Origin of the sequence: Limnohabitans sp. INBF002, assembly GCF_027924905.1 — a bacterium.
In the GTDB taxonomy this organism is placed as follows: domain Bacteria; phylum Pseudomonadota; class Gammaproteobacteria; order Burkholderiales; family Burkholderiaceae_C; genus Limnohabitans.
This window is the reverse complement of the sequence record NZ_AP027055.1, coordinates 365,497-379,911: the sequence shown is the minus strand read 5'-3', so window position 1 is coordinate 379,911 and position 14,415 is coordinate 365,497. Positions and strand designations below refer to the sequence as shown.

12 protein-coding genes are annotated in these 14,415 nt (G+C 57.4%); all 12 read right to left on the bottom strand.

The features are described 5' to 3' along the window. Positions 1-12 precede the first annotated feature (12 nt). The 12 genes from murC to dksA all read right to left on the bottom strand — a co-directional run bounded on the left by murC (position 13) and on the right by dksA (position 14,259). On the bottom strand, positions 13-1,422 hold the full coding sequence (gene murC / locus QMG15_RS01955) for a UDP-N-acetylmuramate--L-alanine ligase (RefSeq protein WP_281789243.1): 1,410 nt from the start codon (positions 1,420-1,422) through the stop codon (positions 13-15). Then, positions 1,422-2,501, bottom strand: a complete 1,080-nt coding sequence (gene murG, locus QMG15_RS01950; protein ID WP_281789242.1) for an undecaprenyldiphospho-muramoylpentapeptide beta-N-acetylglucosaminyltransferase — start codon at positions 2,499-2,501, stop codon at positions 1,422-1,424. The genes murC and murG overlap by 1 nt, the downstream gene beginning before the upstream one ends. After that, positions 2,498-3,757 (bottom strand): putative lipid II flippase FtsW, encoded by a 1,260-nt coding sequence (gene ftsW, locus QMG15_RS01945; protein WP_281790059.1) that lies wholly within the window; start codon positions 3,755-3,757, stop codon positions 2,498-2,500. The genes murG and ftsW overlap by 4 nt, the downstream gene beginning before the upstream one ends. Before the next feature lie 32 nt (positions 3,758-3,789). Continuing rightward, positions 3,790-5,625 (bottom strand): UDP-N-acetylmuramoyl-L-alanine--D-glutamate ligase, encoded by a 1,836-nt coding sequence (gene murD / locus QMG15_RS01940; RefSeq protein WP_281789241.1) that lies wholly within the window; start codon positions 5,623-5,625, stop codon positions 3,790-3,792. Between the two features lie 4 nt (positions 5,626-5,629). Next, entirely contained in the window at positions 5,630-6,808 is a 1,179-nt protein-coding gene (gene mraY, locus QMG15_RS01935; protein ID WP_281789240.1) for a phospho-N-acetylmuramoyl-pentapeptide-transferase, read from the bottom strand. Continuing rightward, positions 6,799-8,220 (bottom strand): UDP-N-acetylmuramoyl-tripeptide--D-alanyl-D-alanine ligase, encoded by a 1,422-nt coding sequence (murF, locus tag QMG15_RS01930; protein ID WP_281789238.1) that lies wholly within the window; start codon positions 8,218-8,220, stop codon positions 6,799-6,801. The genes mraY and murF overlap by 10 nt, the downstream gene beginning before the upstream one ends. Next, a complete protein-coding gene (locus tag QMG15_RS01925) occupies positions 8,213-9,709 on the bottom strand; it encodes a UDP-N-acetylmuramoyl-L-alanyl-D-glutamate--2,6-diaminopimelate ligase (protein ID WP_281789237.1) in 1,497 nt (498 codons plus the stop codon). The genes murF and QMG15_RS01925 overlap by 8 nt, the downstream gene beginning before the upstream one ends. Beyond that, positions 9,709-11,448, bottom strand: a complete 1,740-nt coding sequence (locus tag QMG15_RS01920) for a penicillin-binding protein 2 (RefSeq protein WP_281789236.1) — start codon at positions 11,446-11,448, stop codon at positions 9,709-9,711. Before QMG15_RS01920 ends, QMG15_RS01925 begins: the two co-directional genes overlap by 1 nt. Further along, entirely contained in the window at positions 11,445-11,735 is a 291-nt protein-coding gene (gene ftsL / locus QMG15_RS01915) for a cell division protein FtsL (protein ID WP_108402280.1), read from the bottom strand. The genes QMG15_RS01920 and ftsL overlap by 4 nt, the downstream gene beginning before the upstream one ends. Continuing rightward, entirely contained in the window at positions 11,732-12,649 is a 918-nt protein-coding gene (rsmH, locus tag QMG15_RS01910) for a 16S rRNA (cytosine(1402)-N(4))-methyltransferase RsmH (protein WP_281789235.1), read from the bottom strand. Before rsmH ends, ftsL begins: the two co-directional genes overlap by 4 nt. Before the next feature lie 9 nt (positions 12,650-12,658). Then, positions 12,659-13,087, bottom strand: coding sequence for a division/cell wall cluster transcriptional repressor MraZ (mraZ, locus tag QMG15_RS01905; protein WP_108359773.1), 429 nt, complete (start codon positions 13,085-13,087; stop codon positions 12,659-12,661). A 305-nt stretch (positions 13,088-13,392) separates the two neighbouring features. Beyond that, entirely contained in the window at positions 13,393-14,259 is an 867-nt protein-coding gene (dksA, locus tag QMG15_RS01900; RefSeq protein WP_348773328.1) for an RNA polymerase-binding protein DksA, read from the bottom strand. Positions 14,260-14,415: the final 156 nt, after the last annotated feature.

Sequence of the window (14,415 nt, the reverse complement as noted above, 5' to 3'; positions counted from 1 at the left end):
TTTAAATACTTTTCAGCTCTTACGTTGTTGCACCAGCTCCAGCACTTTGGCTGGCACTTGGCCAATCGACCCTGCGCCCATGCACATCACCACATCGCCGGCTTGAGCGTTGTCGGCAATGACTTGGGCCATTTTTTGAATGTCATCTACGAACACCAAGGCTTCGTGGCCAGCCACGCGCATGGCACGTGACAGTGCACGGCCATCGGCCGCAGCAATCGGTGTTTCGCCTGCGGCGTAAATCTCGGACAACCACAACACATCGGCGCGGCCCATGACTTCGACGAAGTCTTCAAAGCAATCACGCGTGCGGGTGTAGCGATGCGGCTGAAATGCCAACACCAAACGACGACCAGGAAACGCACCACGTGCCGCAGCCAAAGTGGCTGCCAATTCCACAGGGTGATGCCCATAGTCTTCGATGAGGGTGAACTCGCCACCGTTCTTCGCAGCCACTTCGCCGTGGCGTTGGAAACGACGGCCCACACCTTTGAATTCGGCCAAGGCTTTTTGCAGCGCCTCATCGGGCACGTTCAACTCCACCGCAATCGCAATCGCAGCCAAGGCGTTGAGCACGTTGTGTTCACCGGCCAAGTTGAGGGTGATGTCGAGGTCGGGCAAGGTCACACCGTTGCGACGCTGCACGGTGAAGCACATGCGACCGTTGTCAGCGCGCACATTCACTGCACGCACTTGCGCTTCTTCGTTGAAGCCATAGCTGGTGATGGGGCGTGACACCTCGGGCAAGATGCTGCGCACGGCGGCATCGTCGGTACACAAAATTGCCGCGCCATAGAACGGCATGCGGTGCAAGAACTCGATGAACGCGGCCTTCAACTTGTTGAAGTCATGGCCATAGGTGTCCATGTGGTCGGCGTCGATGTTGGTCACCACGGCCATCACGGGCAAGAGGTTCAAGAACGAGGCATCTGACTCGTCGGCTTCCACCACGATGTAGTCACCCGAGCCCAGCTTGGCATTGGCGCCTGCGCTGTTGAGCTTGCCGCCAATCACAAAGGTGGGGTCCATGCCGGCTTCGGCCAACACACTGGCCACCAAACTGGTGGTGGTGGTTTTGCCGTGGGTACCTGCGATGGCCACACCCGTTTTGAGACGCATCAATTCGGCCAACATCACAGCGCGTGGCACCACAGGAATCAACTTCGCGTGAGCGGCCACCACTTCGGGGTTGTCGGCATGCACGGCGGTGGACGTGACCACGGCATCTGCACCGGCAATGTTTTTGGCGTCGTGACCCACATGGGTTTGAATGCCCAAGCTTTGCAAGCGCTTCAAAGCCACGCTATCAGACAAGTCAGAGCCAGAAATAACGTAGCCCAAGTTCAACAGCACTTCAGCAATGCCGCTCATGCCTGCACCGCCGATGCCGACGAAATGGATGTGACGAATGGCGTGTTTCATTATTTTTTTCCTTTCGCTGCGAGCTGCTCGCAAGCGGCCACAACTTGAGCAACCGCTTCAACTTGACGCACGGCATAGGCCTTTTCGGCACAAGCCAATAAAGTGCGGCGCGTCATGAATTGCAAACGGTCAGCCAAGTCTTGGGCTTTCAATTCGTGTTGAGGCATCAACCAACCGCCGCCTGCGTCGACGACGAAGCGCGCGTTGGTGGTTTGGTGGTCGTCCACCGCATGGGGGAACGGCACATAAATGGCAGCGGCGCCCACGGCAGCCAGCTCGGTGACGGTGCTGGCACCAGCACGGGCAATCACCACATCTGCGTCGGCAAACGCTTGTGCGGTGTCGTCGATGAACGGGGTCAACTCGGCTTGCACACGCGCTTCTTCGTACGCTGCACGCAAGGCATCAATTTGTTTGGCGCCACTTTGGTGGGTGACGATGGGGCGTTGGTCATGGGGAATCTTGGCCAAGGCTTGGGGCACCACGGTGTTGAGCGCTTGCGCACCCAAACTGCCACCCACCACCAACACACGCAACGGACCTGTGCGGTCGGCAAAGCGTTGTGCGGGTTCAGGTTGGTTCACAAAACCATCGCGCATGGGGTTGCCCACCCACTCGGCTTTTGGCAACACGTTGGGGAAGGCACTGAACACACGGTCCGCCACACCACTCAACACTTTGTTGGCCATGCCTGCCACTGAGTTTTGTTCGTGCAAGACCAAAGGCTTGCCGCACAAGACAGCCATCATGCCGGCGGGGAAGGTGATGTAGCCACCCAAGCCCACCACCACATCGGGCTTGACGCGACGCACCACACACAAGCTTTGCCAGAAGGCACGCAACAACTTGAAAGGCAGCAGCGCGAAGGTTTTGACACCTTTGCCACGCACGCCACCAAAGGCCACGGTCTCATACGCGAAGCCACGTGGTGGTACCAGTTGGCTTTCCATGCTCGGCGAAGGTGCGCCCAACCAATGCACGTTCCAGCCTTGGGCGCGCAACTGCTCAGCCACAGCCAAGCCTGGGAAGATGTGGCCGCCTGTGCCGCCCGCCATGATGAGTGCGGTGCGTTGGGTCATAGTCGCCCCCCGTGCATCACAACGCGGTTTTCAAAGTCAACACGCAGCACCACCGCAATGGCAATCAGGTTCAACAAAATCGCAGAACCGCCGTAGCTCATGAGTGGCAGGGTCAAGCCCTTGGTCGGCAGTGCGCCTAAGTTCACGCCCATGTTGATGAAGGACTGAAAGCCCATCCAAATGCCCACGCCTTGCGCGACCAAACCGGCAAACACACGGTCCATGGCAATGGCTTGACGGCCGATGTACATGATGCGACGTGTCAGCCACATGAACAAACCAATCACCGCCACCACGCCCACAAAGCCAAACTCTTCGCCAATCACGGCCAGTAAAAAGTCGGTGTGCGCTTCGGGCAACCAGTGCAGTTTTTCCACGCTGCCGCCCAAACCCACGCCAAAAATTTCACCGCGACCAATCGCAATCAGGGAGTGCGACAACTGGTAGCCCTTGCCCAGCGCATGCTCCATGCTCCAGGGATCGAGGTAAGCAAAAATTCGTTCACGTCGCCATTCAGAAGACGCAATGATCAGGCCGAACACGCCAATCAAGGCGGCGGCAATCAAGAAGAACATGCGGGCATTCACGCCGCCTAAAAACAAAATGCCCATGGCAATCACAGCAATCACCATGAAGGCGCCCATGTCTGGCTCGGACAACAAAAGCAAGCCCACCACGGTCACCGCCACACCCATGGGCGTCACGGCAGCAAAGAAGTTTTCTTTCACGTCCATCTTGCGCACCATGTAGTTGGCGGCGTACAGCAGCACGCCCCACTTGGCCAACTCAGACGGCTGAAAGTTCATGAAACCCAAGCCAATCCAGCGACGTGCGCCATTGACCGACTTGCCAATGAAGGGGATCAACACCGCGATCAGCAACACGATGGACGCAATGAACACCCAAGGTGCAATGCGCTCCCAAGTGTTCAACGGAATTTGGAACGCTAACAAAGCAGCGACAAACGCCACGAACAATGACAAGGTATGGCGAATCAAGAAGTGCGTTTGGGAATAACCAGCGCCCATGCGTGGGTTATCAGGAATCGCAATGGAAGCGGAATACACCATCACCAAACCAAACATCATGAGCGCAAATGTGACCCACACCAAAGGCTGGTCAAAACCTTTCACATGCACAGGCGATGCGGCTGTGCGTGTGAATTCGGTGCCGTGCACGCGCACGGGCAAAGCATCCATACCGGCCTCAGGCTCGGCGCCCAACAGGCGGCCAAAGCCCTGCTTCATGCGCTGCATGAAAGAGACTTTGATGGCGGCGGTCATGTCGCTCACACCGTGCCTCCTGCTTCTTCCACCAAGTGGTTCACCGCGCTCACAAACACCTCCGCGCGGTGCGCGTAGTTGCGGAACATGTCCATGCTTGCGCACGCGGGGGACAACAGCACCGCGTCACCCGAGTGGGCTTGCTCGCTGCAAAGCTTGACGGCTTCTTCTAGGGTCGCGGCATCTAGCAAGGTGACGCCACTGTGCTGCAACACCTCGCGCAAAATAGGCGCATCACGGCCAATCAACACCACTGCACGTGCATAGCGTGAGACAGGCTCACTCAAAGGCGCAAAGTCTTGCCCCTTGCCATCACCACCCAAGATGACCACCAAGCGGCGGTCCACACCGAGGCCATGCAAAGCAGCCACGGTGGCACCGACGTTGGTGCCTTTGCTGTCGTCGAAATACTCCACACCGTTCAACACGGTGACGGCTTCCACGCGGTGGGGTTCGCCTTGGTATTCGCGCAAACCAAACAACATGGGGGCCAAATCACCACCGGCGCAACCAGCCAGCGCTAAGGCAGCCAATGCATTCAAGGCGTTGTGACGGCCACGGATGCGCAGCGCATCAGCAGGCATCAAGCGTTGGATGTGAATTTCTTCTTCGTCGTCTTTGCGACGCTTGCGCGTCTCGTCGGCTTCTAGCGCACGCACCAACCAGGTCATGCCATTGACGGTTTCAATGCCGTAGTCCCCAGGACGTTGTGGCAAGTCGCCACCAAAGGTGATGTGCGCGCGAACTTGCGGTTTTTGCAACTTGACGCGAATTGGCTCTGGCAGCATGGCCATCACACCTGCGTCTTCGCGGTTGAGCACCAGCACGCCTTGTTTGCCAAAGATGCGGGCCTTGGCGGCGGCATAGCCGTCCATGCTGCCGTGCCAATCGAGGTGATCTTGTGTGAGGTTGAGCACGGTGGCCGCTGTTGGCTCGAAGTTGTCCACGCCTTCCAACTGAAAGCTCGACAACTCCAACACCCACACTTGCGGCAGATACGGGTGGTCTGCGGGGGGTGGTGGGGGTGGCACCAACGGTGGCAAGTCCACTTCGAAGGGCTCGTCATCCACGGGAGCTTCTGCTGTTGCGTCTGTTGGCTGCTCGGCTTCTGTGCCGGTCAATGCCATTTGCGAAGCGGCATCGCTGTCAGCTGCCGCCTCTTGCGCCAACGCTTCTTCGGCTTCGAGTGCCATTTGGGCGGCTTGAGCGGCTGCGGCTTTTTCTTTGGCTTCGGCCTCTGCACGCGCTTGTTCAGCCACAGCTTCGTCTGCGGCAAGTGCTGCTGCTTCTTGCGCGGCAATCACGTCAGCCGCCGCTTGTTCTTCGGTGGCTTTGTCCAATGTGTGCGACAAGGTGTCAAGCAAGGTAGGGCCAATGTTGCCGGCCACGGCCACGCGCTTGCCAGCTCGTTCCAACAACTGCCCCGTCAACGATGTGACGGTGGTTTTGCCATTGGTACCGGTGATGGCCAACACCTTGGGGTGATAGGCCATGCTGGTTTGCAAATCGCTGAGTGCTTGTGCAAACAAGGTCAACTCGGTGCCCACCCACAAACCGGCGGCCACAGCGGCGTTCCACACAGGGGCCACAGACTCGGGGCTCAGACCTGGGCTCTTGAACACCGCGCGTACATCTTGGCCTTCGACCAAGCTGGCTTCAAACGCGCCATGCACAAAGGTCACTTGCGGCAACTCAGCGCGCAACGCTGCCAAATGCGGTGGCTCGGCACGCGTGTCCACGACTTGCACTTGCGCGCCATTGCGAACGCACCAACGCGCCATCGCCAGACCGGAATCACCCAAGCCCAGAATCAGCACCGATTGGTTGTGGAGTTGCTGCATCGTCTTATCTCAACTTCAAGGTAGACAGACCCACCAAGCACAGCAGCATGGTGATGATCCAAAAACGCACGACGACTTGGGTTTCTTTCCAGCCGCTCTTTTCAAAGTGGTGATGCAAAGGCGCCATCTTCAAAATGCGACGGCCTTCGCCATATTTCTTCTTGGTGTATTTGAAGTACGTCACTTGCAGCATGACCGACAAGGCCTCGACCACGAAGATGCCGCCCATGATGGCCAGCACAATTTCTTGACGCACGATCACCGCAATCGTGCCCAGCGCACCACCCAAAGCGAGCGCACCCACGTCACCCATGAACACTTGGGCTGGGTGTGTGTTGAACCACAAGAACGCCAAACCCGCGCCCGCCATGGCGGCACAGAAAATCATCAACTCGCCCGAGCCAGGGATGTAGGGGAACAACAAGTATTTGGAATACACAGAGCTGCCGGTGACGTAGGCAAACACGCCCAAGGCCGAGCCCACCAGTACCACAGGCATGATGGCCAAGCCATCCAAACCGTCAGTCAAATTCACCGCGTTGCTAGAGCCAACGATGACCAAGTAGGTCATGATGACGAAACCAAACACGCCCAATGGATAGGTCACTTCTTTGAAGAAAGGCAGCATCAGGCCAGCCTTAGGAGGCAAATTCACATCAAAGCCCGACTTCACCCATGAGTAGAACAACTCCATCACACGGAAGTTACTGCTCTCGGAAATGCTGAACACCAAATACAAAGCGGCCACCAAACCGATGATGGATTGCCACATGTATTTTTCGCGTGAACGCATGCCTTCTGGGTCTTTGTTGACGACCTTGCGCCAATCGTCCACCCAGCCAATGGCGCCGAAACCAAAAGTGACGATCATCACGATCCACACAAAGCGGTTGGACAAATCAGCCCACAGCAAGGTGGACACTGCGATGCCGATCAAGATCAACACACCACCCATGGTGGGCGTGCCGCTCTTGGCCAAATGCGATTGCATGGCGTATTCGCGGATGGGTTGACCAATCTTCAAAGCGGCCAAACGACGAATCACGGCGGGACCGGCAATCAAGCCAATCAACAACGCTGTCAACGCAGCCATCACCGCACGGAACGTGAGGTACTGAAACACGCGGAAGAAACCAAATTCTGGCGAGAGGGTTTGCAGCCATTGGGCCAGGGTTAGCAGCATGGCGTCGTTTCCTTTTTGTTGTGGTCGTGACAGGCGTTGATCGCATCGATCACACGCTCCATCTTCATGAACCGTGAGCCTTTGACCAACACGCTGCCGAGTTGTGGCAACAGTTGCATCACGCGTTGGTTCAACGCGTCGATGTCGCTCAGGTGCTGGGCATTGGCACCACAGGCCTTGGCCGTGTGTGCCGCCAAGTCACCCAAGCACAGCACGTGGTCAATGCCCATCTGTGCGGCATGCAAGCCCACTTCTTGGTGGAACTCAGGGCCTTGTGTGCCCACTTCGCCCATGTCGCCCAACACCAGCAAACGCGGCGCGGGTAACTCGGCCAGCACGTCGATGGCGGCGCGCACGGAATCGGGGTTGGCGTTGTAGGTGTCGTCCACCACCGTGATGTCGCGGCCTTGGCACTGAATGCCAAAGGCGCGTGAGCGGCCTTTGACAGGCTCGAAACTGTGGAGGCCTTGTGCAATCACATCGAGCGACACACCTGCCGCCAAAGCACACGCAGTGGCTGCCAACGCATTGCCCACGTTGTGACGGCCTGCGATGTGCAGCTGTGTGCGCAACACGCCAGCGGGCGTTTGTGCCTCCACGGCCCAGTGGTCGTTCAACCAATCGGCTTTGAGCAACTGCACTTCGGCGTTGTCAGCTGTGTTGGCGCTCATTGAGAAACGCATGCAAGCACGGTTACCTGCCAAGCTTTGCCACAAGGCGCTGTAGGCGTCATGCGCGGGGAAAACGGCTACGCCGTGTGCAGGCAAGGCTTTGATGGCTTCGCCGTTTTCTTGTGCCACGGCTTCTACCGTGGCCATGAACTCTTGGTGCTCGCGCTGGGCGTTGTTCACCAACGCCACGGTGGCTTGTGTCATGTCGGCCAAACCTGCGATTTCGCCGGGATGGTTCATGCCCAACTCCACCACCGCAGCGCGGTGATGTGCGCGCAGGCGCAGCAGGGTTTGCGGCACACCTATGTCGTTGTTCAAATTACCTTGCGTGGCCAAAGCGCCGTCACCCAAACCTGCACGCAAGATGCTGGCAATCATTTGTGTGACGGTGGTTTTGCCGTTGCTGCCCGTGACGGCAATGACGGGCAAGTTGAATTGACTGCGCCAGCCTTTGGCCAGTTGACCCAAAGCAACGCGTGTATCTGGAACTTCAACACCTGCCAATTTGGCAGCGTCTAAACCGTGGTGCGCCAAAGCGGCGGTAGCACCACTGGTTGCCACTTGGGGCAAAAAGTCATTCGCGTCAAGGCGCTCGCCCTTCAAGGCGACAAACAAGTCACCGGCTTGGCAGGTGCGGCTGTCGGTATTAACGCGTTCAATGGTCAAACCCGCATCGCCGTGCAACTGCGCGGAGGTCAGCCACTGGCTGATTTGTTTCAGGCTGAGGTTCATGTCAGACATGCGCGCCCCTCTGCGCCAAGGCATCACGTGCGTGCTGCACATCGCTGAACGGGTATTTGACGCCTGCGATTTCTTGGTAATCCTCGTGACCTTTGCCCGCCACTAACACCACATCTTGGGCGCGTGCGCGCTGCACCGTTTGTGCAATGGCTTGCGCGCGGTCAGCAACCACGATGGTCTTGGCAGCGTTCTGCAAGCCTGCCAACATGTGATTCAAAATTGTTTGCGGGTCTTCGCTGCGCGGGTTGTCGCTGGTCAGCACCACGTGCTGTGCATGTTGCTCTGCCGCAGCCGCCATCAAGGGGCGCTTGGCGGCATCGCGGTCGCCGCCGCAACCCAACACACAGGTGAGTTCGCCGCCGCGCGATTGAGCCAATGGCAACAAGGCTTGCACCGCTTGCGCCACCGCATCAGGCGTGTGCGCATAGTCAATCACCACCAACGGCTCACCAGCTTCACCGACGGTCTGCATACGCCCCGGCACAGCGGGCAACACGCGGCACGCTTGCACGGCGTCAGTCAAGCTGTATCCCAAAGCGCGCAGGCAGGCGATCACGCCCAACACATTACTCACGTTGTAGAGGCCCACCAGTTGGGTTTCCAACGCATAAGCCTCTTCGCCTTCAAGTACTTCAAAGCACAAGCCTCTTGCGCCGTGCTGAATGTGACGCGCCACGATGTGTTGCACACCTGACGTTGCATTAGCGATGCAAGACACTGTCCACACACGCACATCGCCACGCGCTTGCAGTTGTGCGGCCAAGGCTGCACCTTGTGCATCGTCGATATTCACCACTGCAGCTTGCAAACCCGCCCAGCTAAACAAAGCCAGCTTGGCTTGCCAGTAGCTGGCCATGTCGCCGTGGTAATCCAAATGGTCTTGCGTGAAATTGGTGAACATGGCCACGCGCACTTGCGTGCCGTCCAAACGATGCTCAGCCAAACCAATCGATGAGGCCTCAATGGCGCAAGCCTTCACACCCGCATCGGCCATGTCGCGCAAACGCGCTTGCAACAACACGGGGTCGGGCGTGGTCATGCCGGTCACTTCAAGGTGACCCACTTCACCCACACCCAAAGTGCCCACCATGGCGCAGCGTTTACCTGCGTTTTGCAGCGCATGCGCCAGCCACCACGCGGTGGATGTTTTGCCATTGGTGCCCGTGATGGCCACCACGTCCAGCGCTTGGCTGGGTTGTTCGTAATACGCGGCAGCGATGAGACCGCTCGCCGCTTTGAGACCGTCGTAAGTGGCGATGGCTTCGCTGTCACCCCAAGAAAAGGCTTCAGCCCCCGAATGCTCGACCACACAAGCGGTGGCGCCTTGCTTCACAGCAGAAGCCACAAACTGACGGCCATCCGTCACACCACCGGGCCAGGCGATGAAGCCATCACCTGCACCCACACGGCGGCTGTCAGTGTGCAACACACCACGCACCTGGGTGTGCAACCACTGTGCGGCGTCTTGGGGGCTATGCAGTCGTTTCATCAAAACGACTCCTTCTCAACCTTGGTCACCACTTGGGGCTTGACCGCCATGTCGGGCTGCACGCCCATCATGCGCAAGGTTTGTTGCACGGTTTGGCTGAACACGGGTGCTGCCACATCGCCACCGAAGTAAGCGCCATTGGTGGGCTCGTCCACCATCACAGCCACCACGATGCGTGGGTTGTCGATGGGCGCGATGCCCACGAAGAAGCCACGGTATTTTTTGCTGGCGTAGCCCTTGCCTTCCACCTTGTGCGCGGTGCCGGTTTTGCCACCGACGGAATAGCCCATGGTTTGCGCCTTGGGCGCTGTGCCACCTTGAATGGTCACCATGTGCAACATGTTGCGAATGGCGGCGGCGTTCTGCGACGAAAACACCCGCGCACCACTGACTTGCGCTTGGTTGGTTTTCACCAAACTCATGGGCACCATTTCGCCATCGTGCGCAAACACGGTGTACGCCTGTGCCAGCTGAAACAAACTGGTGGACAGGCCATAGCCATAACTCATCGTGGCTTGCTCAATCGGACGCCATGTTTTGTAAGCGCGCACTTTGCCGGCCACTGCACCAGGAAAAGGCACTTGAGGTTTTTGTCCCAAGCCCATTTGCGTGAACACTTCCCACATATCGTGGGGCTGCATTTGCATGGCGATCTTCACCGTGCCCACGTTGCTGGATTTTTGAATCACTTCATTCACGCTCAACACACCGTGTGGGTGTGCATCGGTGATGGTGGCCGTGCCCATTTGCAATTTGCCGGGCGCGGTTTGAATCAAGGTCTCGGGCTTGACAATGCCCTTTTCCAAAGCCAAACCCACCACGAGGGGTTTCATGGTGGATCCGGGTTCAAACGTGTCGGTGAGGGCTCGGTTGCGCAGTTGCGCACCACTCAAGCTACCTCGTTTCCCCGGCGAGTAACTGGGGTAGTTGACCAAAGCCAACACCTCGCCCGTCTTGATATCGAGCACCACCACACTGCCAGCAACGGCCTTGTTGTTGACCACCGACTCTTTGATTTTTTCGTAAGCAAAGTACTGCACCTTGCTGTCAATGCTCAGTTGCAAATCTTGACCATCGACGGGCGGCACCATTTCGCCAATGTCTTCCACCACACGACCCAAGCGGTCTTTGATGACGCGACGCGAGCCGGCTTTGCCACCCAAGTCTTTGTTGAAGGTCAGCTCGACGCCTTCCTGACCCAAGTTCTCAACGTTGGTGAAGCCCACCACATGCGCCACCGACTCACCCTCGGGGTAAATGCGCTTGTACTCTTTGCGGTCGTACACGCCTTTGATCTTGAGTGCGGCAATGTCTTTGGCCACCGACTCATCGACTTGGCGCTTGAGCCACACAAAGGTTTTGTCCTCGTCTTGGAGCTTTTTATCGAGATCAGTCGCACTCATGCCCAGCAACTTAGCCAAGGCTTTGAGCTTGGCGGGGTCACGTTCGATGTCTTCTGGGTTGGCCCAAATGCTGGGCACAGGCACGCTGGACGCCAAGATGTTGCCGTGACGGTCCAAGATGCGACCGCGGTTGGCTGGCAAATCCAAAGTACGCACAAAACGCACCGTGCCTTGGCGTTTGAAGAAGGCGTTGTCAATCACTTGCACATACGCAGCGCGCGCCACCAAGCCTAAGAAGCCCGCGGCAATGACAGCCACGATGAACTGGCTACGCCAGATGGGCGTCTTACTGGCGAGCAAGGGGCTAGAGGTGTATTGCACGCTGCGGCTGCTCATGGGCGAACCTCCGCAGAAGCGGCACCTTGAACGGTGGCGTATTGCGTGATGGCGGGCGTGATGGTGCGCATGTGCAGTTGCTCACGCGCCAATTTTTCAACACGCAGTGGCGTGGCTTGCGCACGGCGCTCCACATCCAAGCGGTCGTTTTCAGTTTCTAAATTGCGGGCCAAGCTAGTGGCTCGGTCAATCTCGGTGGTGAGTGAACGTGACTCGTATTGCGTGCGCACCAAATACAGCGCGCTCGCCATCACGGCAATCATCAGCAAGAAGCTCACGCGACTCATGCGCCAGCTCCTAAGCGCTCAGCCACGCGCATGATGGCACTGCGTGAGCGGGGGTTACCCTCCACCTCGGCGGCGCTGGGCTTGACGCGATCAATCGCTTTGAAGTCCATCACTTTGGGAGCTGCAAACGGCGCACGGCGGTCATACACCTCACGCGAGTGTTGCGTGATGAACTGCTTGACGATGCGGTCTTCCAAAGAATGGAAACTGATCACAGCCAATCGACCTCCGGGGCGCAGCACTTGCAACGAAGCGCTTAACGCTTGTTGCAACTCCTCAAGCTCGGCATTGATGAAAATCCGAAAAGCCTGAAATGTGCGCGTTGCAGGGTCCTTGCCCGGCTCGCGGGTTTTGACCGTGTCAGCCACGAGCTTGGCCAGTTCAGAGGTGGATGTAGGCACGCCCCGTTCTTGTCGGCGAGCATCAATCGCCTTTGCAATCTGTAAAGCAAACCGTTCTTCGCCATATTCACGTATCACCTCCGCGATGTGTTGGACTTCCGCCTCGGCCAGCCACTCGGACACGCTTTGGCCACGTGTGGTGTCCATGCGCATGTCCAAAGGACCGTCGTTTCGAAAAGAGAAACCGCGTGCTGGGTTGTCGATCTGGGGTGAGCTCACCCCCAAATCCATCAGCACGCCGTCGATCGAGCCCGCGTCCAACTCGCCCAAGTGCGTGAAGCCTTGGTGACGAATCGAGAAACGCGGGTCTTGAATTTGTTCGGCCGCTGCAATTGCATCGAGGTCTTTGTCGAATGCAATCAAACGGCCCTTGGGCGAAAGCTTGGACAAGATGAGACGGGAATGCCCGCCACGACCAAAGGTCGCGTCCACATATGTACCGTCCGGCTTGATGTCGAGGGCGTCGACAGCTTCGCTGAGTAGGACGGTGGTGTGCAGCCATGGCGTATCCACCGTCATCCTTTAAAAAGAAAATTCCTTGAACACATCGGGCATGTCGCCCTGCATGGCTTGGGCTTCTTGCGCCTCGTAGGTCGCCTTGTCCCAAAGTTCAAAGTGGTTACCCATGCCAAGCAGCATGGTGTCTTTGCTGATACCCGCTGCGGTGCGCAGCTCGGGCGAGATGAGGACACGGCCTGTGCCATCCATCTCCACATCCATCGCGTTGCCCAAGAAGATGCGTTTCCACCATTGCGCGCTCATCGGCAGCGCGGCAATGCGTTCACGGAACTTTTCCCACTCGGGACGCGGGAAGACCATCAAACAGCCGTGGGGGTGACGTGTGATGGTGAGCTGCCCAGCCGCAGTCGCGCTCAAGACGTCGCGATGCCTGGTTGGCACCGACAGACGGCCTTTGGCGTCGAGACTCAGCGATGAAGCACCCTGAAACACGTTGGCGACCCTTTTTCCACAAACAAATCAACAAAACAACAGCGGCAAAAGCACCAAAGGCACTTTTCACCACTTAATTGCACTTATTTGCACTGTAGCAGGAAAACGAGTTCTGAACGCCTAAATTTGGGATTTTTTCAATGAAATCAACAACTTACGGCGATTTTAACATCCACACCAAGGGTTAAAAATCGTTATAAATGAAGCACTTAGCAAGGGCACTAAAAGTGGGTTATGAAGAGAAAAAGGCATAAAAAAAGCAGGCTAGGTAGCCTGCTTTTTGATGATTTTTGGCGTTTAGACCATCAATCTCCGAACATACGCTGCTTGATTTCGCGACGTTCTTGCGCTTCCAGCGACAAACTGGCAGTAGGACGGGCCAACAAACGGCCCACACCGATGGCTTCACCGGTCTCGTCGCAGTAGCCGTAGTCACCGCTGTCGATGCGTTGGATGGATTGCTCAATCTTCTTGAGCAACTTGCGTTCACGGTCGCGTGTGCGCAATTCCAAGGCGTGTTCTTCTTCAATCGTGGCGCGATCAGCAGGATCAGGCACGACCACGGTGTCTTCACGCAGATGTTCGGTGGTTTCGCTGGCATTGCTCAGCACTTCGTTTTTCAACTGAACGAGCTTGAGGCGGAAAAATGCCATTTGAGTGTCATTCATGTACTCGCTGTCGGGCATGGCGATAATTTCGGCATCAGTCAGTTGGTCGGCCGTTTTGGTCTTCCAGTTATTAGCGAGCTTGGCGTCTTTTTTAGGTATCACAGGAACAATGGTTGGAGCAGAGGGTGCCGTCATCGGCATAAAGCTGTTCTTGGCTGCGTTGGACGCAACCACTTGAGCTGGCGGGGGTGGAACCAAAGCTGCCATCTTGGCAGCTCTGGAGTTTTTCTTGTGCACCACAGGGGTGTAGCCAGGAATGATGGGCGTCACGTGCACGATGGGTGCAGGCGCGGCCACCACTTTGACTTTGGGTTCTTTGGCAGGCTTGGCCGCTTTGACCACAGCCGCTTTGGCGGGTGCGGGCTTTGCAGCAGGCGCCTTCTTGACAGGTACAGCCTTGACGACTGGTTTAGCCACTGCTTTGGTTACAGCTTTAGGAGCCGGCTTTGGCGCAGCCTTGGTTGCAACTTTGACAGCGGGTTTAGCCGCCGCCTTTTTAGCCACAGGTTTGGCGGCGACTTTGACCGTTTTTGCCGGCGCTTTGGTGGTCTTGGCAGGCGCCTTCACCACTTTGGCAGGTGCTTTTTTAGCCACAGCTTTTTTAACAGGTGCAGCAGCCTTCTTAGCGACCACCTTTTTAGGCACAGCCTTAGGAGCGGT

Coding starts and splice junctions, on each gene's coding strand:
- ftsW (WP_281790059.1), bottom strand. CDS start 3,757: ATGCAGCGCATGAAGCAGGGCTTTGGCCGCCTGTTGGGCGCCGAGCCT.
- murG (WP_281789242.1), bottom strand. CDS start 2,501: ATGACCCAACGCACCGCACTCATCATGGCGGGCGGCACAGGCGGCCAC.
- murD (WP_281789241.1), bottom strand. CDS start 5,625: ATGCAGCAACTCCACAACCAATCGGTGCTGATTCTGGGCTTGGGTGAT.
- murC (WP_281789243.1), bottom strand. CDS start 1,422: ATGAAACACGCCATTCGTCACATCCATTTCGTCGGCATCGGCGGTGCA.
- ftsL (WP_108402280.1), bottom strand. CDS start 11,735: ATGAGTCGCGTGAGCTTCTTGCTGATGATTGCCGTGATGGCGAGCGCG.
- QMG15_RS01925 (WP_281789237.1), bottom strand. CDS start 9,709: ATGAAACGACTGCATAGCCCCCAAGACGCCGCACAGTGGTTGCACACC.
- QMG15_RS01920 (WP_281789236.1), bottom strand. CDS start 11,448: ATGAGCAGCCGCAGCGTGCAATACACCTCTAGCCCCTTGCTCGCCAGT.
- murF (WP_281789238.1), bottom strand. CDS start 8,220: ATGTCTGACATGAACCTCAGCCTGAAACAAATCAGCCAGTGGCTGACC.
- mraY (WP_281789240.1), bottom strand. CDS start 6,808: ATGCTGCTAACCCTGGCCCAATGGCTGCAAACCCTCTCGCCAGAATTT.